The organism is Azospirillum sp. B21 (genome assembly GCF_008364825.1).
Classification (GTDB): domain Bacteria; phylum Pseudomonadota; class Alphaproteobacteria; order Azospirillales; family Azospirillaceae; genus Azospirillum.
On record NZ_VTTO01000001.1, the window covers coordinates 526,627 to 548,879 of the forward strand.

The 22,253-nt window shown below is 68.7% G+C and carries 20 protein-coding genes and 1 tRNA gene; 17 read left to right on the forward strand and 4 right to left on the reverse strand.

The annotated features are described in order from the left end of the window. The first annotated feature begins 133 nt into the window (after window positions 1–133). From FZ983_RS02500 to FZ983_RS02515, 4 genes are all read left to right on the forward strand, one after another. A complete protein-coding gene (locus FZ983_RS02500) occupies window positions 134–526 on the forward strand; it encodes an NADH:ubiquinone oxidoreductase subunit NDUFA12 (RefSeq protein ID WP_149222031.1) in 393 nt (130 codons plus the stop codon). A gap of 92 nt (window positions 527–618) precedes the next feature. Further along, window positions 619–1,128, forward strand: a complete 510-nt coding sequence (gene mlaD, locus FZ983_RS02505) for an outer membrane lipid asymmetry maintenance protein MlaD (protein WP_149222032.1) — start codon at window positions 619–621, stop codon at window positions 1,126–1,128. A 120-nt stretch (window positions 1,129–1,248) separates the two neighbouring features. Further along, a complete protein-coding gene (locus FZ983_RS02510; RefSeq protein WP_149222033.1) occupies window positions 1,249–1,515 on the forward strand; it encodes a hypothetical protein in 267 nt (88 codons plus the stop codon). 167 nt (window positions 1,516–1,682) lie between these two features. Further along, window positions 1,683–2,087 (forward strand): DUF2155 domain-containing protein, encoded by a 405-nt coding sequence (locus FZ983_RS02515; RefSeq protein ID WP_247883539.1) that lies wholly within the window; start codon window positions 1,683–1,685, stop codon window positions 2,085–2,087. Between the two features lie 150 nt (window positions 2,088–2,237). Here the strand turns inward: FZ983_RS02515 and FZ983_RS02520 are convergent, their stop codons facing one another. Next, a complete protein-coding gene (locus FZ983_RS02520; protein WP_149222034.1) occupies window positions 2,238–2,900 on the reverse strand; it encodes an alpha/beta hydrolase in 663 nt (220 codons plus the stop codon). 343 nt (window positions 2,901–3,243) lie between these two features. Here FZ983_RS02520 and epsC point away from each other — a divergent pair, with 343 nt between their 5' ends. The 7 genes from epsC to FZ983_RS02555 all read left to right on the forward strand — a co-directional run bounded on the left by epsC (window position 3,244) and on the right by FZ983_RS02555 (window position 8,538). Next, complete coding sequence (gene epsC, locus FZ983_RS02525) at window positions 3,244–4,038, forward strand: serine O-acetyltransferase EpsC (protein WP_149222035.1); 795 nt, start codon at window positions 3,244–3,246, stop codon at window positions 4,036–4,038. Beyond that, window positions 4,035–4,520 carry an Rrf2 family transcriptional regulator gene (locus tag FZ983_RS02530; RefSeq protein WP_014248224.1) on the forward strand — a complete coding sequence of 162 codons (486 nt, stop codon included), beginning with the start codon at window positions 4,035–4,037 and terminating at the stop codon, window positions 4,518–4,520. Before epsC ends, FZ983_RS02530 begins: the two co-directional genes overlap by 4 nt. 35 nt (window positions 4,521–4,555) lie before the next feature. Further along, a complete protein-coding gene (locus tag FZ983_RS02535; protein ID WP_149222036.1) occupies window positions 4,556–5,695 on the forward strand; it encodes a cysteine desulfurase family protein in 1,140 nt (379 codons plus the stop codon). 202 nt (window positions 5,696–5,897) lie between these two features. Beyond that, a complete protein-coding gene (locus FZ983_RS02540; RefSeq protein WP_149222037.1) occupies window positions 5,898–6,599 on the forward strand; it encodes a molecular chaperone DnaJ in 702 nt (233 codons plus the stop codon). 68 nt (window positions 6,600–6,667) lie between these two features. Continuing rightward, window positions 6,668–6,997 (forward strand): ferredoxin family 2Fe-2S iron-sulfur cluster binding protein, encoded by a 330-nt coding sequence (locus tag FZ983_RS02545; RefSeq protein ID WP_014248228.1) that lies wholly within the window; start codon window positions 6,668–6,670, stop codon window positions 6,995–6,997. A gap of 134 nt (window positions 6,998–7,131) precedes the next feature. Beyond that, complete coding sequence (gene mnmA, locus FZ983_RS02550) at window positions 7,132–8,295, forward strand: tRNA 2-thiouridine(34) synthase MnmA (protein WP_149222038.1); 1,164 nt, start codon at window positions 7,132–7,134, stop codon at window positions 8,293–8,295. 168 nt (window positions 8,296–8,463) lie between these two features. Then, window positions 8,464–8,538: transfer RNA gene (locus FZ983_RS02555), tRNA-Met, on the forward strand. Window positions 8,539–8,655: 117 nt separating this feature from the next. On the opposite strand, the gene FZ983_RS02560 is transcribed toward FZ983_RS02555, so the two are convergent. Continuing rightward, window positions 8,656–9,570, reverse strand: a complete 915-nt coding sequence (locus FZ983_RS02560; protein ID WP_149222039.1) for a diguanylate cyclase — start codon at window positions 9,568–9,570, stop codon at window positions 8,656–8,658. Window positions 9,571–9,824: 254 nt separating this feature from the next. On the opposite strand from FZ983_RS02560, the gene FZ983_RS02565 reads away from it, so the two are divergent. After that, entirely contained in the window at window positions 9,825–11,756 is a 1,932-nt protein-coding gene (locus tag FZ983_RS02565; RefSeq protein WP_149222040.1) for a sigma-54-dependent Fis family transcriptional regulator, read from the forward strand. A gap of 149 nt (window positions 11,757–11,905) precedes the next feature. Here FZ983_RS02565 and FZ983_RS02570 read toward each other — a convergent pair whose 3' ends face one another. After that, a complete protein-coding gene (locus FZ983_RS02570) occupies window positions 11,906–15,574 on the reverse strand; it encodes a hydantoinase B/oxoprolinase family protein (protein WP_149222041.1) in 3,669 nt (1,222 codons plus the stop codon). A gap of 219 nt (window positions 15,575–15,793) precedes the next feature. Continuing rightward, a complete protein-coding gene (locus FZ983_RS02575; RefSeq protein ID WP_149222042.1) occupies window positions 15,794–16,375 on the reverse strand; it encodes a GNAT family N-acetyltransferase in 582 nt (193 codons plus the stop codon). A gap of 307 nt (window positions 16,376–16,682) precedes the next feature. On the opposite strand from FZ983_RS02575, the gene FZ983_RS02580 reads away from it, so the two are divergent. From FZ983_RS02580 to FZ983_RS02600, 5 genes are all read left to right on the forward strand, one after another. Next, on the forward strand, window positions 16,683–17,462 hold the full coding sequence (locus tag FZ983_RS02580; protein WP_149222043.1) for a TerB family tellurite resistance protein: 780 nt from the start codon (window positions 16,683–16,685) through the stop codon (window positions 17,460–17,462). A gap of 130 nt (window positions 17,463–17,592) precedes the next feature. After that, on the forward strand, window positions 17,593–18,729 hold the full coding sequence (locus FZ983_RS02585; protein ID WP_149222044.1) for a hypothetical protein: 1,137 nt from the start codon (window positions 17,593–17,595) through the stop codon (window positions 18,727–18,729). Window positions 18,730–18,846: 117 nt separating this feature from the next. Continuing rightward, on the forward strand, window positions 18,847–20,676 hold the full coding sequence (locus tag FZ983_RS02590; protein ID WP_149222045.1) for an ATP-binding cassette domain-containing protein: 1,830 nt from the start codon (window positions 18,847–18,849) through the stop codon (window positions 20,674–20,676). Then, window positions 20,673–21,551, forward strand: a complete 879-nt coding sequence (locus FZ983_RS02595) for an EamA family transporter (RefSeq protein WP_149222046.1) — start codon at window positions 20,673–20,675, stop codon at window positions 21,549–21,551. Before FZ983_RS02590 ends, FZ983_RS02595 begins: the two co-directional genes overlap by 4 nt. Beyond that, window positions 21,548–22,240: an N-acetylmuramoyl-L-alanine amidase gene (locus tag FZ983_RS02600; RefSeq protein WP_149222047.1), complete on the forward strand. Its 693-nt coding sequence runs from the start codon at window positions 21,548–21,550 to the stop codon at window positions 22,238–22,240. The genes FZ983_RS02595 and FZ983_RS02600 overlap by 4 nt, the downstream gene beginning before the upstream one ends. The last annotated feature ends 13 nt before the right edge of the window (window positions 22,241–22,253 follow it).

A 22,253-nucleotide genomic window follows, 5' to 3' on the forward strand; every position in this document is an offset into this window, starting at 1 on the left:
CCCCGCTTTCCACCATGCGGAGCAGCTTGGGCCTCACCAACGGTGGACGCGCGTCCCTTGCGGTGTCATAGTGCGGCCCGCATTCGACCAGCCCCGTGTCCGCGGGGCCAGACTCCGGAATTCGTGAGCGACGATGAGCGAGCCGATCTCCCTGTTCACCAAACTGGCGAACATCCACATCCGTTACGTCACGTGGCGTCGGGGCGCCAAGGTCGGCAGCGACCGCTTCGGCAACGTCTATTACCGCAACAAGGACGCCAAGCCCGGCACGCGCGAGCGCCGCTGGGTCCTGTATGCCGGTGAGCCCGACGCGTCCAAGATCCCGCCGGAATGGCACGGCTGGCTGCACCACACCACGAAGGAGCCGCTGCCCGAGGGGTCGAGCGCCTTCCACAAGCCCTGGCAGAAGGAACATCTGCCCAACATGTCGGGTTCGGTCCAGGCCTATCGTCCGCCCGGCCATGCGCTGGCCGGCGGCAAGCGTGTGCCGGCCACCGGCGACTACGAGCCCTGGACTCCGAGCTGATCCCTGCCAAGGACTGACCCTCACGTCAGAGCGGAAAGCCCGGCCCCTTTCGGGCCGGGTTTCGTTTCTGGAACTCGCAGCAGGATAGCTCTATGCGCCGGAATGTGATCGAAACCGTGCTGGGCGGAGTCGTGCTCGCCGTGGCCGCCGTGTTTCTTGCCTTCGCCTACAAAAGCGCCGATCTGCGCAAGGTGCAGGGCTATGACATCACCGCCAACTTCACCAGCATCACCGGCCTGCAGGGCGGTGCCGACGTCCGCATCAGCGGCGTGAAGGTCGGCACGGTCACCGGGCTGTCTCTCGACCCCACCAGCTATCAGGCGGTGGTCCACCTGTCGGTCGACAATTCGGTGAAGCTGCCGAAGGACACCGCGGCGGTCATCGCGTCGGAAAGCCTGCTGGGCGGCAAGTTCCTGTCGCTGGAGCCGGGCGGCGATCCCGACATGATCAAGCCGAACGGCAAGATCGAGTTCACGCAGAGCACGCCGGGCCTGGAGCAATTGCTGGGTCAGGTCATCTTCTCGCTGCAGAGCATGAACAAGCCGGGCGATTCGTCGAACGGACAGTCCTCACAGGCGCCGGCCCAGCCGCCGAAGCTCTGATATCAGGCTCTGGAAGCAGAGACCCGGCCGGAACCAGCGGCCACGCTCAAGCGTTCCTCCCGTATCCGGATGGCGACCATCAGACAGGCGCTGCCGGATCACGAAGCAGGAGGAAGTGCGATGCGTCTCTCCCACTTGGCCGTGTTGGGTCTGGCCCTGGCGACCGCAGCCTGCGGCGCCAACATGGAAGAGAAGTCTGCCAGCGGCGGACTTGGCGGTGCTGCCGCGGGGGCCGTGGTCGGCGGACCGGTGGGTGCGGTCGTCGGCGCCGGGGTCGGCGCCGGAGCAGGGGCGGCGACCCAGAAGATCGAAGACCGAAGCGAAGCGCAGACTGGCAGCGGCTCCACCTACAGCGCCCCTGCGTCGCGCAGCAGCGTCACGCGCTGAACCATCCGGCGCTGAACCATCCGTCACGGACAACCCATCCCGGCGTCCCCGCCACTGGACGCTGCCCCGCTTCCGGGCTAGAAGGCAAAGCGCCCCCGGCAGAGCCCATACCGACAGGCAGGTCCCGGCCGCAAGGGCGCCGTCCGCAATAACGGAAGCGATCCGACGTGACGCGACTCTCAAGATGTTTCCGGCCGACCGCTCTGCTGATGGGTGCCGCGGCGGTGCTGGTCCCGCTGGCCGTCCAGGCCGCCCCGGTCCCGAGCCAGATGATGGAGCGGCCGGCGGCAAAACTGCAATGGCTGGACAAGGTGACCGCCCGCACCTCCACCTTCACCATGAAGGTGGGGGAGACCAAGGCGATGAGCAGCCTGCGCATCACCCTGCGCGCCTGCCGCGAGAACCCGCCGATCGAGACACCGGAATCCGCCGCTTTTCTTGAGGTGACGGAGATCAAGCCCGGCGAGCAGGCGGAACAGGTCTTCAGCGGCTGGATGTTCGCCTCCAGCCCCGCCCTGTCGGCGATGGAGAACCCGATCTACGACGTGTGGGTTCTGGGCTGCGAGCAGTGAGGGCGTTTGGGGAGGTTAGACCCCCACCTATCCTCCCCCACTGGGTGGGGGAGGGACTACCGCTGCTTTTCTGAACAAGCACTTTTCCCCTCCCCCGCATCGGACGGACCTTCGGTCCGCCGAGAGCGGGGGAGGGTTGGGGTGGGGGGTTTACTCCGCCACCGCCGCGATGGGATTGCCCAGCGCCTTATCCAGATAGTCGTCAACCTGCGTCGCCAGATCGTCGGTGCGGTTGACGAAGAAGTGGCTGGCGCCGGGGACCACGCGGTGGTCGATGCGGATGTCCTTCTGGTGCGACAGCTTGGTCACCAGCTTGGTCACCGCGGCCTGGGGCACCACCTCGTCCTTGTCGCCGTGGATGATCAGGCCCGAGGACGGGCACGGCGCCAGGAAGGAGAAGTCGAACAGGTTGGCCGGCGGCGAGACCGAGACGAAGCCGTCGATCTCCGGACGGCGCATCAGCAGCTGCATGCCGATCCAGGCGCCGAACGACACGCCGCCGATCCAGCAGACCGGCGCATTCGGGTTGTAGGTCTGCAGCCAGTCCAGCGCCGCCGCGGCGTCGGCCAGTTCCCCCTCCCCCTTGTCGTAGGTGCCCTGGCTGCGCCCGACGCCACGGAAGTTGAAGCGGAGCGCCGAATAGCCGCGCTTGGTGAAGGACTGGAACAGGGTGAAGACCACCTTGTTGTTCATCGTCCCATTGTGCTGCGGGTGCGGGTGCAACAGCAGCGCAACCGGGGCGTTCGGCTGCTTGCCGTGGGTGTAACGGCCTTCCAGGCGACCGGCGGGACCGTTGAAGAGCACTTCAGGCATGGGAACGACGTTCCTGACGCGGACAAAGGGTTGTTGGGACCGCCTTGGCGACTGACCGGGATGATCCGACCTGCCGCCCCGACACACGGGGCCTTACGAGCCCGTCACGGATTTTCCCGCATTGGAGTGGGGTTTTTCGCACACAATTCTTGACCGTTTTGCTTGGTCATCATATATGCGTCGTAACGTCCTCCGGGGCAACCCGCCTGACCCGCCCGATCGGCCCAGCGCTAGCGGGACCGGCCGAAAGACCGGGTCCATGCCGGCCGGATCCGCAAGGTTCCGGACCGGAAGGTCCTGAACCGCAAGGTTCCGACAGGCCGAAGCCGGGCGCGGGCGGCCGATGAGAGCGGCGGACTATACCACGGCGGGTGATGGCGTGTTCAAGCATCTTCGCGAAGAGATCGACGGGATCATGGCGCGCGACCCGGCGGCGCGCTCCCGGCTGGAGGTGGCGGTCTGCTACCCTGGATTTCATGCGATCGTGCTCCACCGCCTTGCCCGGCGTGCCCGCGACGCCGGCTGGCACCTGACCGCCCGCCTCGTCTCGCAGATCGCCCGCTCGCTGACGGGCATCGAAATCCACCCCGGCGCCACCATCGGCCGCCGCTTCTTCATCGACCACGGCATGGGCGTCGTGATCGGCGAAACGGCGGAGATCGGCGACGACGTCATGCTCTATCATGGGGTGACGCTGGGCGGCACCTCGCTCGATCCCGGCAAGCGCCATCCGACGCTGGGCGACGGCGTGATCGTCGGCGCCGGCGCCAAGATCCTGGGCGCCATCACCGTCGGGCGCGGCGCGCGCATCGGCGCCAATGCCGTCGTGGTGGCCGACGTGCCGGCCGACACCGCGGTCGTCGGCATCCCGGCCAAGCCGGTCGCCCCGCGCGACCGGGCGGAAACGCGCAAATTCATGCCCTACGGCACCCCTTGCGGCGAGATCCCCGATCCGGTGGCCCGCGCGCTGTCCGGCCTGCTCGATCAGGTCACGGCGCTGCAGGCCCGCGTCGGCGAGCTGGAGGCGGCGAACCCGCCATCGGCCGCAACCCTACTTCCCCGTTCAACACCCACACCGCTGGAAGCGGTGGCGTCCCACCCCGTCGGGATGCACGAAGCCCAAGGAGATCCGCGATGAGACTCAGCACCAAGGGACGCTATGCCGTGATGGCGATGGTCGATCTGGCCGCCACCAGCCAAGGCAGCCCGGTCGCACTGGCGGACATCGCGGAACGGCAGGAGATCTCGCTGTCCTACCTGGAGCAACTGTTCGCCAAGCTGCGCAAGGGCGGGCTGGTCAAGAGCGTGCGCGGTCCCGGCGGCGGCTATCTGCTGGCCCACCCGGCCGACGCGACCCGGGTGTCAGACATCATCCTGGCGGTGGACGAGCCGATCCGCACCACCCGCTGCGCCAACGGCACGCCGCAGGGCTGCCGCACCAACCGCTCGCGCTGCCTGACCCACGACCTGTGGGAGGAGCTGGGCAACCAGATCCACATGTATCTCAGCTCGGTCACCGTGGCCGACGTGGTGGAGCGGCGGATCATCGGCACCAGCGGCCTGAACCTGCTGCGCCCGGCCCCGGCCGCCGACAGCGCCGCGGTCGCCGCCGCCGAGTGAAGACGACCCTTTCCGGACGCGAGCACGCCTGAAAAGTGACCATTCTGCCCGTCAGCCCGTTCCGGCGGACCGGAGTCTATCTCGACCACAACGCCACCGCCCCGCTGAAGCCGGAGGTGAAGGCGGCGATGGGTCAGGCGATGGATCTGGTCGGCAACCCGTCCTCCGTGCATGCCTTCGGCCGCAGCGCCCGGCGCGCGGTGGAGGAGGCGCGCGCCGCCGTGGCCGCGCTCGCCGGGGTCAAGCCGGCACAGGTGCTGTTCACCGGCAGCGGGACAGAGGCCAACAACTTCGCGCTGCGCGGCTTCGCCGGCCGCCGGGTGGTGACCTCGGCCATCGAGCATGAGTCGGTGCTGGCCGCCCGGCCCGACGCGGAGCGCTTCGGCGTGACCCGAGACGGCGTCGCCGACCTGGAGGATCTGGCACGCCGTCTGGCCTGTGGGGACGAACCGGCGCTGGTCTCGCTGATGCTCGTCAACAACGAGACCGGGGTGATCCAACCGGTGGCGGAGTCCGCCTGGATCGCGCACGCCCACGGCGCGCTGGTCCATTGCGATGCGGTGCAGGCCGCCGGACGGCTGCCCCTGTCGCTGTCCGCCCTCGGCGCCGACCTGATGACGCTGTCGGCCCACAAGCTGGGCGGTCCGACCGGCGTCGGCGCCCTGATCCTGGCCGAGGGTCTGGAACCCGACGCACTGATCCGCGGCGGCGGACAGGAGCGGCGCAAGCGCGCCGGCACCGAGAACCTGCTGGGCATCGTCGGCTTCGGCGCCGCGGCGCGTCTGGCGCTGGACGGGCTGGCGGAGGCCGCCGATCTCGCGGCCCTGCGCGACCGGCTGGAACGCGAGGCGCTGGCCGCCATGCCGCGCGCCCGCGTGATGGGCGCCGGTGCGGCGCGCGTCGCCAACACCAGCTGCCTGATGCTGCCCGGCCTGCCCGGCGAGACCCAGGTGATGACGCTCGACCTCGCCGGGGTGGCGGTCAGCGCCGGTTCGGCCTGTTCCAGCGGCAAGGTGAAGCCGTCCCATGTGCTGGCGGCGATGGGCGAGGATGACCAAGCCGCCGCCAGCGCCATCCGCGTCAGCCTGGGCTGGACCAGCGACGACGAGGCGGTGGACCGCTTCCTGACGGCATGGACCGCGATGGCGCGGCGAAGCGCGCCTGCGGATGGCTGAGGGTCCTCCAACAACCGGCACGGCTGCGCGACCATCTGTCTCCCATCCGGAAAGCCTGCATTCGCGCATTGCGCCGGATGCGGCTTCTGGGTATGACGCCGCGGAAGGCCCCTATGATGTCGGGCCGGATGGCGGCGGAGGCATGATGTCGGGTACACCATCCTATCGGCCGAGCCTTTCGGCGTTTTGACGGACAGCGCGCATGACCCGTTCCAAATCCGGCCCGCCCGGCAACAACAGCGGCGGAATTTCCGGCGCCATCGCCGGCGATCTGGAGCCCTGCGGCGCCTGCGGCCGCTCGGTTGCGCCGCGCGCCCTGTTCTGCCACGCCTGCGGTGCGGCACAGCCGCCGCGCTCCCTCGACCCCTTCACCCGGCTGGGGCTGGAACGGCGCTTCGACATCGATCTGGAGCAGCTGTCGAAGCAGCATGCCGGCTTCACCCGCGCCATGGATCCGGAACGCTTCGCCGCCCGCGGCCCGCGCCAGCAGGCCAACGCCAAGGCCCAGGTCGACGCCCTGCGCGAGGCGTACGAGGTGCTGCGCGACCCCATCCGCCGCGCGCATGCGCTGCTGTCCCTGCTGGGCGGCACGCCGTCCGTGGACGATGGGGCCGAAAATGGGGCCGAAAATGGGGATGAGGAGATCGCCGACCTCGCCGCCCGGCTGACCCGTGCCGACGACGCGCTGGAACTGGACCGCATCGGCCTGGAGCTCGGCCAGCGGATCGAGGCCTGCATCAAGTATCTCGCCCCCGCCTTCCGCAAGGCGCAGACGGCCTCCGGCCCGGACAGCCCGTCGGCCTTCGACGGTGCGGCCCGCATCCTGGCCCGGCTGGAACGGTTGGAGGCGCTGGCCGCCGACGTCCGCGACCGCCGCGCCGCCCGGACGCCGCCGCGGCCCTGATCCGGCCAAACCCGTCACCAAAACCCGCCCTTTCAATCGCTAGGCAACCTTAGAAGAACGAGGACCCCATGCCCAAGATGACCTTCATCGAGCCCGATGGCAGCCGCCGCGAGGTGGACGCCCCGCTCGGCCTGTCCGTGCTGGAGATCGCGCACAAGAACAGCCTGGACCTGGAAGGCGCCTGCGAGGGCTCGCTGGCCTGCTCCACCTGCCATGTCGTGATCGAGCCGGAGTGGTTCGACGTCTTGCCGGAAGCGCAGGAGGACGAGGAGGACATGCTGGACCTCGCCTTCGGCCTGACCAAGACCTCGCGCCTCGGCTGCCAGATCATCATGACCGAAGAGTTGGACGGTCTGGTCGTCCGTCTGCCGGGCGGCAGCAACAACGCGATGAAGTAACGGCGCGGGGGAGCCCTGTTCCGGCCGCCGGACCAGCGTCACGCGACGCAGAACCCGGCGGCCTCTTTCCCCTGCCCGTCCCCTGTTTCGATTTCCTACTTTCCCGGGCGCCTGCCCGTACCATATAGGGCGCCATGAACTCCCTCGGTCTTTCAAAGCGCCCCCAGGACACCCGCGTCGTCGTGGCGATGTCCGGCGGGGTGGATTCCTCCGTCACCGCCGCCGTGCTGCGGGAGGAGGGCTATGACGTCGTCGGCATCACGCTGCAGCTTTACGACCACGGCCTCGCCTTGCAGAAGCCGGGCGCCTGCTGCGCCGGCCAGGACATCTACGACGCCCGTCAGGTCGCCGACCGCATCGGCATCCCGCATTACGTCCTGGATTACGAAGGCCGCTTCAGCCAGGACGTGATGGACGATTTCGCAGACAGCTATCTGCGCGGCGAGACGCCCATCCCCTGCGTGCGCTGCAACCAGCGCGTCAAGTTCCGCGACCTGCTGAACACCGCCCGCGACCTGGGCGCCGACGCGCTCGCCACCGGCCATTACGTCCGCCGCATCGCCGGTCCGCAGGGCGCCGAGCTGCACCGCGCCGTCGATCCCGCCAAGGACCAGAGCTATTTCCTGTTCGCCACCACGCGCGAGCAGTTGGAGTTCCTGCGCTTCCCGCTCGGCGGCCTGACCAAGCCGGAAACCCGCGCGCTGGCCGAGCGCCATGGGTTGGAGGTGGCGGCCAAGCCCGACAGCCAGGACATCTGCTTCGTCCCCAACGGCAATTATGCCGACGTGGTGGCGAAGCTGCGCCCCGGATCGGTCGAGCCCGGCGACATCGTCCATGTCGACGGCCGCGTGCTGGGCCGCCACAAGGGCGTCGTCCACTACACGGTCGGCCAGCGAAAGGGGCTGGGCATCGGCGGCATCCGCGGCCAGGAGGAGGAGGCGCTCTACGTCGTCCGCCTGGAGCCCGCCCGCCGCCGCGTCGTGGTCGGCCCGCGCCGCGACCTCGCCCGCTCGCTGGTGATGGTGCGCGACGTGAATTGGCTGGGTCCCGATCTGGCCGAGGGGGACGGCATCGAGGTGTCGGTGAAGCTCCGCTCCGCCCAGCCCGCTGCCGCTGCGATCTGGCGCGCCGGACCGGACGGCAGCGCGCGGGTGGAGTTGCAGGAGCCCCAGCACGGCATCGCTCCGGGACAGGCCTGCGTCGTCTATCTGGGCGACCGCGTGCTGGGCGGCGGCTGGATCTCCGGCACCGCCGGGGGTGTGGACGCGGGGGCGGGGGTGAGTGAAACGGCGGCCTGAATCAGGGGGTTAAGCGACTTTCCGCCGGCCGGCCGAAAAAAATCGCACCCCCCGAAAATTCCGCGTTGACAGGCCAAGTCGCCCTATCCTATATAGCGGCTCCCGGCGGCAACGACGGGACACGATGGTAGCCACGGCGGCGGAAACGCCAACAACGGCGAACACGATGGCAGCGTAGCTCAGTGGTAGAGCAGGGGAATCATAATCCCTTGGTCGGGGGTTCAAATCCCTCCGCTGCTACCATCATAGGAAACCCCCTGATCTCCGAAAGGAAGTCAGGGGGTTTTTCTTTGCACGTCATCAGGTCAACTTGGCATCGATCATGGTTCGACCGTTGCGGACTGACTGCAACGGCAGTGCCTACCCCATCATCGACTTCGGCAGTGCGATCCGCGGCTCCACCTCCACGCGGTTGCGGCCGGCGTTCTTGGCGCGGTAGAGGGCGGCGTCGGCGCGGGCCAGCAGGGGTTCTATGCCGGCGTCGGTCGCGTTCAGCCAGCTCAGCCCCAGGCTGACGGTCACGGTTATCTCGCCGCCGCTCTCCAGCCGGACCGGCATGGTGGCGACGGCCTGGCGCAGGCGCTGGGCGACGGCGTAGGCGTTGACCGGCGGGGTTTCGGGCATCACCACCGCGAACTCCTCGCCACCCAGGCGACCGATGATGTCGCTGGTGCGCAAGCTCTCCTTACAGGCGCGCACGGTGCTGCGGATCGCCTCGTCGCCGGTGGCGTGGCCATAGGTGTCGTTGACCCGCTTGAAATGGTCGATGTCCAGCATCACCACCGACAGCGGGCGCTCGTAGCGCCGCGAGCGGCCGAACTCCTCATCCCCCCGTTCCAGGAAGCGGCGGCGGTTCAGGGCGCCGGTCAGGGCGTCGGTGGTGGCCAGTCGCTCCAGATCGCGCTGCATCGCCACCACGCGCGAAGCGGCCAGCAGGCGCGCCGCCGTCCATTTCCAATCCAGCGGCTTGCGCAGGAACTCGTCGGCGCCGGCCTCCACCAGCTCGTGGAACTGGTCGGTCATGCTGCCGGGGATCATCAGGATCAGGTAGAGGTGACGCAGCCCCTGGGCGGTGCGCAGGTGCCAGCACAGCTCGATCCCCGTCATGTCGGCAAGGCGGATGTCGGCCATCACCACGTCGAAGCGCTCGTTCGCCACCGCCTCGATGGCGGCGGCCCCGGTCTCGACCACGCTGGTCGCGTAGCCCAGCTTCGTCAGCTCATACACCATCATGGTGAGGTGACGCGGTGAATCGTCGACGATCAGAATCCGCAAATCGAAAGCTCCCGGCGATCCCTGCCCGTTTATGGAGCATGAGACCCGACTTGTGCAAATGTCCTTAACGTCATGTCGCAGAACGATAACGAAAAGCGGAGGTCATACTCAGGTATGGCGGAGGAGCTGTCCGCGATCGGCCGGTGGGCCTGTCTGATGCTTTTGCACATGTTGCCTACCGCGTCACCCGGTTGCTAATGTTTCGTTCAAATTTGTTCGCGGGACAAGCGGACGACATTGCGGGAGGCACGACCATGGACAGCGCACGCGCGGCCCACATCGATGAACTCGTCCGTGTCTCCATCGGTGTGCCGTCAGCCCGCGATCCGATCATCGAAAGTTCCTGGCGCCGCTGCGTCGCCGACCACAAGCTGGACCCCACAATCGGGCGCGAGGCGCACATACTGCCGCAGGAGCGGCTGCGCGAGCACCGCGACGCGATGGACGAATTCCTGCGCATGGCCCGCTTCGGGCTGGAGGCGCTGTACCGGCAGGTTGCCGGCATGGGGTACGTCCTGCTGCTGACCGACAGCAACGGCGTCACCGTGGACTTCATCGGCGACCCGACCTTCGACAACCATCTGCGCCGGGCCGGGCTGTATCTGGGCTCCGACTGGAACGAGGGGCATGCCGGCACCTGCGCGGTCGGCACCTGCATCGCCACGGCCCAGGCGCTGACCGTGCACCAGACCGACCATTTCGACGCCACCCACATTCCGCTGACCTGCACCGCCGCCCCCGTCTTCGACAGCGGCGGAGAACTGGCGGCCGTGCTGGACATCTCCGCCCTGCATTCGCCGGAACCGAAGATCAGCCAGTATCTGGCGCTGCAGATGGTGAAGGCCTATGTCCACAAGATCGAAACCGCCAACCTCTACAACAACTTTCGCCGCGACTGGGTGGTGAAGCTGTCGGCGTCGCAGGAGTTCGCGGAGGTCGACCCCGACTTTGTCCTCGCTCTCGACGGCGGCGGGCGGGTGGTCGGCTTCAACCACAAAGCCCATGATCTGCTGGCAGAGGACGGTGTGTCGCCGCTCGGCCGCTCCTTCGCCGAACTGTTCGACTGCGAGGTGGACGAACTGGTCCGCTTCGTCCGCGCGCTCCCGACCGAGCAGCGCACGCTGCGCCTGCGCCGCACCGGACTGCCGCTGTTCGCCCAGGCGATGCCGCCGCCCGCCGTGTCCCTGCCCCGCAACCACCCCCACGACCAGGGGAACGACCCGCTGCCGGAGCCGCTGCGCGTGGTGTCCGGCGGCGATCCGGCGTTGAAGGCGGTGCTGACACGGGCGGCGAAGCTGGTCAACACCCGCATGAGCCTGCTGATCCATGGCGAGACCGGCACGGGCAAGGAGCATCTGGCGAAGGCGCTGCACAAGTCCAGCGTCCGCCGCAACAAGCCGTTCGTCGCCGTCAACTGCGCCGCCTTGCCGGAAAACCTGATCGAGAGCGAGCTGTTCGGCTACGAGCCCGGATCCTTCACCGGGGCGACGGCGCGCGGCAAGAAGGGGCTGATCCTGGAGGCCGATGGCGGCACCCTGTTCCTTGACGAGATCGGCGACATGCCGCTGTCGTCACAGACCCGCCTGCTGCGCGTGCTTGCCGAGCGGGAGGTGACACCGATCGGCAGGACCAAGGCGGTGTCGGTGGATGTCCGCGTCATCGGCGCGACCCACCGCGATCTGGTGGAACTGGTCAAGGCCGGCAAATTCCGCGACGACTTGTACTTTCGTCTCAACGGCGCGGTGTTCACCGTTCCGCCGCTGCGCCAGCGCGGCGACCTGGACTGGCTGATCGAGCGGCTGCTGGCCGAACGGGCGGAGCGTGACGGCGTCGCCTACCGCCTGACCCCGGCGGCGCTGGCGGCCCTGCGCGGCCATGGCTGGCCGGGCAATGTGCGGGAACTGGTGAATGCGCTGGACTATGCCTGCGCGGTCAGCGACGGCGGGCTGATCGACCTCGCCGACATTCCGGAGCCGGTGCAGCACAGCGGCCTGTTCCAGGCCTGGCCGGCGGAGGCGGCGGGGACGGTGGTGGCGGAGGAGGATCCCGCCGCCCGGTTGCGCGAGACTCTGCGGCGGCACCATTGGAACGTGTCGGCGACGGCGCGGGCGATGGGGGTCGACCGTTCGACCATCCACCGGCAGATGCACCGCTTCGGCATCGTAGCGCCGCATCGGGCGGAGTGAGGGGCGAGGTAGCTGCCGCTGCAGTTGCCCCCTCCCCATCCCTCCCCCGCTTCGCGGGAGAGGGGGCAGGAGCTTTGCAAGGGTTCAGCGGCAGTCCCCTCTCCCGCGATAGCGGGGGAGGGTTAGGGAGGGGGCATCACACTCCCCCCCTACCCCACCGCCCCGAACCCGCCGCCGCCCGGCGTCTCCACCACCAGGGCGTCGCCCGGCCGCATCGTGGCGCTGTCCTGGGAGGCCAGTTCCTGCACGCTGCCGTCGGTGCGCTGGACCCAAGTGCGGCCGAGCGCGCCGTCCGCGCCGCCCTTCAGCCCGAAGGGAGCGATCTTGCGATGGTTGGCGAGGATGGCGGCGGTCATCGGCTCCAGGAAACGCAGGCGGCGGATCACGCCGTCGCCGCCGCGCCAGCGCCCTGCCCCGCCGGAGCCGCGGCGGATGTGGAAACCCTCCACCAGCACCGGGAAGCGCCATTCCAGCACCTCCGGGTCGGTCAGGCGCGAGTTGGTCATGTGGGTCTGCACCGCGTCGGTGCCGTCGAAACCGTTGCCGGCGCCGGACCCGCCGCAGACCGTCTCGTAATACTGGTGCCGCTCGTTGCCGAAGGTGGTGTTGTTCATCGTGCCTTGCGCCGACGCCATCACCCCCAGCGCGCCGAACAGCGCGTCGACGATGCACTGGCTGGTCTCCACATTGCCGGCGACCACCGCGGCGGGAGGGTTGGGCGACAGCATGGAGCCGGGCGGAATGATGATCTCGATGGGGCGCAGGCAGCCCTCGTTCATTGGGATCTCGTCATCCACCAAGCAGCGGAAGACATAGAGCACCGCCGCCCGGCAGACCGCCGAGGGGGCATTGAAGTTGTTGGTCAGCTGCGTGCTGGTCCCGGAGAAATCGACGATCGCCGAGCGCGCGGCATGGTCGATCGACACCCGCAGCTTGATGACCGCGCCGTTGTCCAGCGTCACCGCGAAATCGCCATCGCTCAGCACGCCGATGGCACGGCGGACCTGCTCCTCGGCGTTGTCCTGGACGTGGCGCATATAGGCGATGACGGTGGACAGGCCGTGCAGGCGGACGACGCGGTGAAGTTCGCGGGTGCCCTGCTCGTTGGCCGCGACCTGCGCCTTGAGGTCGCCGATGTTCTGTGCCGGGTTGCGCGCGGGGTGCGGGCCGGAGCGCAGAAGCTCCAGCAGGGCCTCCTCGCGGAACTGGCCGTTCTCCACCAGCGGCACGCAGTCCAGCAGCACGCCTTCGTCGGCGATGGTCTTGCTGTCGGGCGGCATGGAGCCGGGGGTGATGCCACCGACGTCGGCATGGTGTCCGCGCGAGGCGACGAAGAACAGCAGCTCCTTGCCCGCCTCGTCGAACACCGGCGAGACGACGGTGATGTCCGGCAGATGCGTGCCACCGTGATAGGGATCGTTCAGCGCGAAGCACTCGCCCGCGGTGAAGGTGCCGCCGCGCCGCTGGATGACGGCGCGCACGCTCTCGCCCATCGACCCCAGATGCACCGGCATGTGAGGGGCGTTGGCGATCAGCCCGCCATCGCGGTCGAACAGGGCGCAGGAGAAGTCCAGCCGCTCCTTGATGTTCACCGAGCGGGCGGTCTTCTCCAGCGTCACGCCCATGCGTTCGGCGATGGACATGAACAGGTTGTTGAAGACCTCCAGCATCACCGGGTCGACCTTCGCCCCGCCCTTGATCCCGGCGGCCTGACGCTGGGTCGCCGGCTCCAGCCGGGTCAGCACCAGATGGTTCTTGCGGGTGACCTCCGCCATCCAGCCGGGCTCGACCACGGTGGTCGAGACGGCTTCGGCCAGGATCGCCGGGCCGACCACCCGGTTGCCGGGCTGAAGCTGGCGACGGTCGTAAAGCGGAGCCTCGCGGCGCTGGCCACCGCTATGGATGGCGACGGTGGCGAGCCGGCGCGGCAGCACCGCGGTGGTGGCGGGAAGCTCGGGATCCTCCAATACATCGGTCAGGCCGACGGCCTCCAGCGTCACGGATTCCACCTCCAGCGCGGTGCCGGGGGTGAGGAAGCCGTAGCGGCGGCGGTGCGCCTCCTCGAAGGCCTTGGTCATCGCGACCTTGGAGCCGAAGGCGACGGTCAGCGTGGTATCGGAGCCGGCGGCCTTCAGGTGGACGCGGCGGTTGATCGCCTGCCGGTCGGCGGCGACGCCCTGGCGGGCCAGCTCCGCCCGCCCCTCGGTCTCCAGATCGGTGAACAGCATGGTCAGCCGGTCGACCACCGCGTCGCTCAGCGGCCCTTCGACCGCGCGCTCGCGGATGGCGACGGTGTCGGCCAGACCGATGCCGTAGGCGGACAGCACGCCGGCCTGCGGGTGCAGGAACACCCGCGTCATGCCCAGCGCGTCGGCGACGGCGCAGACATGCTGGCCCGCCGCTCCGCCAAAACCGTTCAGGGTGTAGCCGGTGACGTCATAGCCTCGCTCCACCGAGATCTTCTTGATTGCGTTCGCCATGTTGTCTACGGCGATGCGCAGGAAGCCTTCGGCGACCTCCTGCGGGGTCATCGTCGTGCCGAGCTTGGCGTTGACGGTGGCCGCCAGCTCGGTGAAGCGGGCCTTCACCACCTCGGCGTCCAGCGGCTGGTCGCCGTTGGGTCCGAAGACCTGCGGGAAGAAGCGCGGCTGGATCTTGCCGACCATCACGTTGCAGTCGGTGACGGTCAGCGGGCCGCCTCGGCGGTAGCAGGCGGGCCCCGGATTGGCGCCGGCGCTGTCCGGCCCGACGCGGAAGCGGGTGCCGTCGAAGACGCAGAGCGAGCCGCCGCCGGCCGCCACGGTGTGAATGTGCATCATCGGCGCGCGCACCCGAACGCCGGCCACCACCGCGTCGAAGGCGCGCTCATACTCGCCGGCATAATGCGACACGTCCGTGGAGGTGCCGCCCATGTCGAAGCCGATGACCCGGTCGAATCCGGCCATCCCGGCGGTGCGCACCGCGCCGACCACGCCGCCGGCTGGACCCGACAGGATGGCGTCCTTGCCCTGGAAGCGGCGGGCATCGGTCAGGCCGCCGTTGGACTGCATGAACATCAGCGGCACCGGGGTGCCGTCGACGCTGAGGTCGTTGGCGACCCGGTCGACATAGCGGCGCAGCACCGGAGAGAGATAGGCGTCGGCCACCGTGGTGTCGCCGCGCCCGACCAGCTTCATCAGCGGGCTGACCAAATGGCTGACCGACACTTGGGTGAAGCCGACGGCGCGGGCCAGCGAGGCGACCTGCCGCTCATGCTCCGGATAGCGGTAGCCGTGCATCAGCGCGATGGCGGCGGCGCGGAAGCCCTGGCGGTAGGCCTCCTCCAACCCGCGGCGGACGGCATGCAGGTCCACCGGCTTCAGCACCCGGCCGTCGGCCATCACCCGCTCCGGCACCTCCACCACATGGGAATAGAGCTGGTCGGGCAGATGGATGTGGCGGGCGAAGATCTTCGGCCGGGCCTGATGGCCGATGCGCAACTGGTCGCCCAGCCCTTCGGTGATCAGCAGGACGGTCGGCTCGCCCTTGCGTTCCAGCAGGGCGTTGGTGGCGACGGTGGTGCCCATCTTCACCACCTCCACCGTGTCCGGCGGGATCGGTTGGCCGGGCTTCAGGCCCAGCAGCTCGCGGATGCCCTGGACGGCAGCGTCGGCATAGCGCTCCGGATTCTCCGACAGCAGCTTGTGGGTGACGACCGACCCGTCCGGCCGTCGGCCGACGATGTCGGTGAAGGTGCCGCCGCGATCGATCCAGAACTGCCATCGGGCAGGCTTGACCTCCGCCGTCCCGTTCATCGCCGCGCCTTGAGTCTCAGCCATCGTCGTCGCACCCGCCGAATCCCTGCGCGGCAACCGCACCACGCGTGGGCCGGAGTTTCGCGATCCGGCAGCGAATTTCAACCGCCACCGTGCCCCACGCCCATCAGGGCAGCCATCAAGACGGGCGGCCGCGGCGGAAAGAACACAGGATCACCGATGAAGCGGCTCTGTCGTCAGGCTGCGAGCCGCCACCTGTTCAAGCGGCGAGCCGCTACCTGTTCAAGCGGCGAGCCGCTCGGGCCGGATGCCGGGCAGGCGGGCCAGGATGGCATTGCCGGACAGAATGCTGTTGAAGGCGCCACTGCCGTCCTCCAACGCTTCCAGGGCAAGCGAAAACTGGTTGGGCGGAGGCAGTTCGAACAGGGCCGCGACTTCGCCGCCGTCCAGCGCCAGCCGGCCGCCGAAGCGGCGGGCCAGTGCACGCATCCGAACATTGCCGGCCAGGCACATCATGTGGACATGGCGGATGCCGCGGTTGCGGGCGACGGTCAGGATGCGGCGAACCAGCGTGCTGCCGATGCCCTTGCCCTGCAGCCCCGATTCGACGCTGATGCCGAATTCGGCCTGATCGGGCCAGAGGAGGCGGTCGCCGCACAGTTCCACCGCGCCACGCAGAACGCCGTCCTCGAACGCGCCCAGCAGCACCGTACGGCCCCAGTCGATGGATGCGCAGTGCCGCTCCACAGCCTCGTCCGACAGCGTGCCGGTGAAGCGGGCATAGCGGTCGGCATTGTCCAGGCGGAGGAGATGCGCCCGGTACTGCGGGAGTTCGGTCGGCATGATCTTGCGGATGACAGGCATGGCTCTGCTCACGGTTCTCGAAATTCGAAAACGCATTCGCGCAGAACGTTTTTCCCCAGACCCCGGCACCGCACGCTCGTGACAAGCGCTTGGCGGCCGCCGTTGTTATCGAAACCGGCGCTCTCTGCGGCGCCCTTTATTGCAGTGCAACATGGCGTCCCGGGCGGATTTCGCAAGCGCTTATTAGAAATTCGCAATGCGAACAATGCTGGTCTGTTGTAGCCGCGCCACAGTTGGCTGATAACCGTACGGCGGCTATGCTGCCGGACGACAGGATGACGGGCGAGCGGAACGCGGAAGGCGAAGTATGAGCATTTGGGGCAGGATCCTGGGCAGCGCGGCCAGCCTGTTCAGCGGCGGGCCGCTGGGCAGCCTTCTGGGCGGGCTTGCCGGGCAAGCGGTGGACCTGTGGTCGCCCTGCGGCCCCGGCGACCAGCGCAAGGCCATGACCGATGCGGAGGCCGAGGAGGCCAAGCAGACCGTCGCCTTCACCATCGGCGTCATCGCCCTCGCGGCGAAGATGGCGCGGGCCGACGGCGTGGTGAAGCGGGTGGAGGTCGATACCTTCAAGCGGCTGTTCCGCGTTCCGGCCGACGAGTTGGCCAATGTCGGCCGCGTCTTCGACCTCGCCCGCCGCGACACCCATGGCTTCGAGGAATATGCCCGCCAGATTGCCAACCTGTTCGAGGACAGGCACGCGGTGCTTGAGGAGCTGCTCGACAGCCTGCTGATGATCGCCGAGGCCGACGACGAACTGCACGAGACGGAGGTGGAGTATCTGCGCGCCATCGCCGTGATCTTCGGCTTCGACGAGGCGGAATTCCGCCGCATCGTCGCCGGGCACCATATGGCCGGCGGTCCGACCGATTCGGACCCCTACGCGGTGCTGGGCGTGGCGCGCACCGCCGGCGACGACACGGTCAAGGCCGCCCACCGTGCACTGGTGCGCGAACATCACCCCGACCGGCTGATCGCCCAAGGCATGCCGCAGGAGTTCGTGGATCTGGCGACGCAGAAGCTCGCGCTCGTCAACGCCGCCTATGACCGAATCCGCCGCGAGCGGGAAGGAAGCGCCGCCCTGCTCTAGCATGTCGCGATTCGTCACGATGTGACTGGATTTTAAATTGCTTTGTCGTGGGCTTTATCCCGTTTCTTGACGTATCGTCCCCGATGGGGCGGGCGACCGGTTGCCCGCAGGATTTGGGAACGACACGACGATGCAACGCACGATCATCCGGACGATCTTCGCTGCGGCTTTGGGAACGGCATTGGCGGCAGGTACGCTCTCTGCCGCCCAGGCGCAGATCGCATCCATCGACAGCCCGGTGGTGCTGGGTCAGCCGCTGACGCTGACGCTGGGGGCTCCGCCGTCCGGCACCGATTGCCCGACGCAAGCCGCCGCGCTCAACGCGCAAGGGCTGGTCCTGGTCGCCAACGGCCAGACCATTCCGGGCGCCCGCGCCAGCTTCGGCTGCTCCGCCAAGGGGGAACTGGTGGGCACCGCCTCCACCTCCATCGCCGGCAACGGTGACGACGCGGCACAGCGGCGGGCGGCATGGCAAACCGCCTTCAGCGGCTTCTTCAGCCTTTCCGGCACCAAGACCCTGCCGATCGCCTTCGGTCCGGCCACCGGCGGCATGAGCACCGCACCGAAGCTGGTCGCCATCCAGGGGGCGAGCGACCGCGACCTCGGGCTGGCCGGCCTGTGGTTCGCGCTTGTGGCGGCGGCGTTCCTGTTCGCCTTCTTCCGCCATTTCGGCCGCATGGATTCGATCACCCCCGTTTCCGGCGTGCCGATGCCGGCCGATTACCGGGCGCCCTACAGCCTCGCCCGCTTCCAGCTTCTGTGGTGGAGCGGGATCGTCACCGCCTCCTACGTCGCCATCCTGACCATCACCGGATCGATGGACACCGTCACCACCGGCACCATGGCGCTGATGGGGATCGTCGGTGGGACCTCCGTGCTCGCGGCCTTCCAGGACCGCCGGCCGGGCGACGACGAGACGCGGCGCCAGCAGCATGCCGCCGCCTACCGGACCGCTGCCGCGGCCAACCCGCCCGATCAGGCGACGATGGCGGCGAGCCTGAACGAGGTCTATCCGCCGACCCAGGGATGGCTGGCCGACCTGCTGAGCGATGCCGCCGGCTACAACATCCACCGCCTGCAACTGCTGGCCTGGACCATGGTGCTGGGCATCACCTTCCTCTACGAGGTCACCCGCACGCTGGGCATGCCGGAACTGTCGGCCAACCTTCTGGCCCTGACCGGCATCAGCAACGGCACCTATTTCGGCTTCAAGATGCAGGAGCAGCAGGTGGCGACGCCGACGGGTCCGGTTCCGGCGGCGGTCTGACGGGAGCCCGGCTCCGCGGGACGCAACCCGCCCAACCGTTTTTCCGGGTCGCGGTGGAGGGGGACGGCGCGCTATAACCCATCCCCTTCCCTCGATTTTCCGGCGCACGAACGGTCCATGGCTCCTCCCGCACCCATCACGGCGCTCCAGGGCGTCTCCGTCACCTTCGGCGGCCGTCCGCTGTTCGACGGCATCGACCTGTCCATCGCCCGCGGCGACCGCGCCTGTCTGGTCGGTCGCAACGGGTCGGGCAAGTCGACGCTGATGAAGGTGCTGGCCGGGATGATCCACCCCGACGGCGGCACCGTCTTCGTCCAGCCGGGCGCCCGCCTTGCCTATCTGCCGCAGGAGCCGGACTTCACCGGCTGCGCCACCGTCCACGACTATGTCGTGCAGGGCCTGCCCGCCGACGAGCAGGACGAGGCGCACCGGGTCGACGCCGTGCTGGACCGGCTGCAGGTCGACGGCAGCCTCGACCCCCGCACCCTGTCGGGCGGCGAATCGCGCCGCACGGCGCTGGCCCGCACGCTGGTCGGCAACCCTGACGTCATGCTGCTGGACGAGCCGACCAACCACCTCGACCTCCCCACCATCGAGTGGCTTGAAGAGGAACTGCTGTCCTTCCGCGGCGGGCTGCTGCTGATCAGCCACGACCGCGCCTTCCTGAATCGGCTCGCCAAGCGCACGCTGTGGCTCGACCGCGGCACGGTGCGCGCCACCGAACGCGGCTTTGCCGAGTTCGAGACCTGGCAAGCCGAGGTGTTCGAGGCGGAGGAGGCCGCGGCCCACAAGCTGGACCGCAAGATCGAAAGCGAGATGAAGTGGCTGCGCGAGGGCATCTCCGCCCGGCGCACCCGCAACATGGGACGCGTGCGCAACCTGCTGGACCTGCGCGCCGGGCGGGCCGAGCAGATCAAGGGCGGTCAGCAGGCCAAGCTCGCCATCGCCGAGGCGGAGCGCGGCGGCCGGCTGGTGATCGAGGCGACCGGCATCTCCAAGGGCTTCGACACGCCCGACGGCCGCAAGACCATCGTCAAGAACTTCTCGACCCGCATCCTGCGCGGCGACCGGGTGGGTCTGATCGGGCCGAACGGCGCCGGCAAATCCACCCTGCTGAAGATGCTGACCGGCCAGCTCGATCCCGACGAGGGCACGGTGAAGCTCGGCACCAACCTGGACACCGCCTATTTCGACCAGCGGCGCGAGGGGTTGAACCCAGAGGACACCATTCGCAAGGTGCTGTGCCCGTTCGGCGGCGACGCGGTGGTGGTCAACGGCGTGTCGCGCCATGTCGCCGGCTATATGAAGGACTTCCTGTTCGACACCCGGCAGCTGGACAGCCCGGTAAAGGCGCTGTCGGGCGGCGAGCGCAACCGGCTGCTGCTGGCCCGCCTGTTCGCCAAGCCCAGCAACATGATGATCCTCGACGAGCCGACCAACGACCTCGACATGGACACGCTGGACCTGCTGGAGGACGTGCTGGGCGACTATCAGGGTACGCTGCTGCTGGTCAGCCACGACCGCGATTTCCTCGACCGGCTGGTGACGGCCACCATTGCGCTGGAGGGTGACGGCACCGCCACCGAATATGCCGGCGGCTATTCCGACTATCTGGTGCAGCGCCCGGCCAAGGCGGCCCCCGTCGTCGCCGCCAAACCGAAATCCGCCGCCGCGCCGCCGGCCGCCGCAGCCAAGCCGCGCGGCAAGCTGAGCTACAAGGACCAGCGCGAGTTGGACGAGCTGCCGGCCCGCATGGATGGGCTGGGGGCGGAGATCGCCAAGCTGGAGAAGGCGCTGGCCGACCCCGACCTGTTCACCCGCGATCCCGCCAAATTCCAGAAGACCAGCGAGCAGCTGCACGCCAAACAGGCCGACCTCGCCGCGGCGGAGGAGCGCTGGCTGGAGCTGGAGGCGATGCGCGAGGAGCTGGAAGGCGGCCGGGCATGAGTTTCGCCCACACGCTCCAGGCGCTGATGGTGATGGCGCTGTGGGGGCTGAACTTCGTCGTGGCGAAATGGGCGCTGGCGGAATTCCCGCCGCTGTTCGTCATGTTCATTCGCTTCGCCCTGGTGGCCGTGCTGATCATCCCCTTCTTCCGCATGCCGCGGGACAAGCTGTGGAAGATTGCGCTGCTGTCGGTGACGCTCGGCAGCATCCATTTCCCGATGATGTTCACCGGGCTGCAGGGGATCGACGCCGCCACCGCCTCGCTGGCGGCGCAGGCGCAGGTGCCCTTCTCCTCGCTTCTGGCGGCTGTGGTTTTCAAGGACAAGCTGGGCTGGCGCCGCGGCATCGGCATGGCCGCCGCCTTCGCCGGGGTGGCGGTGATCGCGGGCGAGCCGCGGCTGGGCGAGTCGCTCTATTCGCTGCTGCTGATCCTGGCCGCGAGCTTCGCCTTTGCGGTGGCGAGCGTGCAGATGAAGCTGATCGGCGCGGTGAACGGCTTCGCCGTCAACGGCTGGATGGCGCTGTTCGCCATGCCGCAGCTGCTGGTCCTGTCGCTGCTGCTGGAGCATGGCCAGATGGAGGCGCTCGCCAACTCCACCTGGGTGGGCTGGGCATCGATCGTCTACATGGCGGTCGCCGTCACCATCATCGCCTATGGGCTGTGGTATCCGCTGCTCGGCCGCTACTCCGTCAACCAGACCATGCCCTATCTGCTGACGGTGCCGATCTTCGGCGTGGCGTCGGGCGCGCTGCTGATGGGGGACCCGCTGACGATCAACCTCGCCATCGGCGGATTGCTGACCGTCGGCGGCGTCGCGGTGATCGTCCGGCGCGGGCCGAAGGCGGTCAACGAAACGGTCACGAATCCGACATGAGCGCCTTCCGCCGGATCGACCGCCCCTCCCCCAACCACGGCCCTCGGGCCGATGGCGCTCGGGTGGAACTGTTGATCCTGCACTATACCGGCATGCCGACCTCCGCCCATGCGCTTGACCGTCTCTGCGACCCTGCGGCGCAGGTCAGCGCCCATTACACGGTGGACGAGGACGGCACCATCTATGCCCATGTGCCGGAGGACCGGCGCGCCTGGCATGCCGGCCGGTCGAGCTGGCGGGGGGCGGAGGACGTCAACAGCCGCTCCATCGGCGTCGAGATCGTCAACCCGGGCCACGAGTTCGGCTACCGCCCCTTTCCGCCAATGCAGATGGCGGCGGTGGCGGAGCTTTGCCGCGGGATCATGGAGCGTCACGCCATCGCTCCCGCCAACGTGCTGGGGCACAGCGACGTAGCGCCCGCCCGCAAGGAGGATCCGGGCGAGTTGTTCGACTGGCCGGGTCTTGCCGCCCAGGGGATCGGGCTCTGGCCCACACCGTCCCAGGTCGACCACGGCCCCTTCAGCGAGGCGGAGGTCGCTATGCTGCTGGGACGCTATGGGTACGACCCGGCCGAACCGCGGGCCCTGCTGGCCTTCCAGCGCCATTTCCATCCCGACTGCCTGACCGGCATCCCGAGCGCCGAGACGATCCGGCGCCTGCGCGCGCTGCTTCGGTTGACGGGGCGATGAAGGCAAGCGCGGT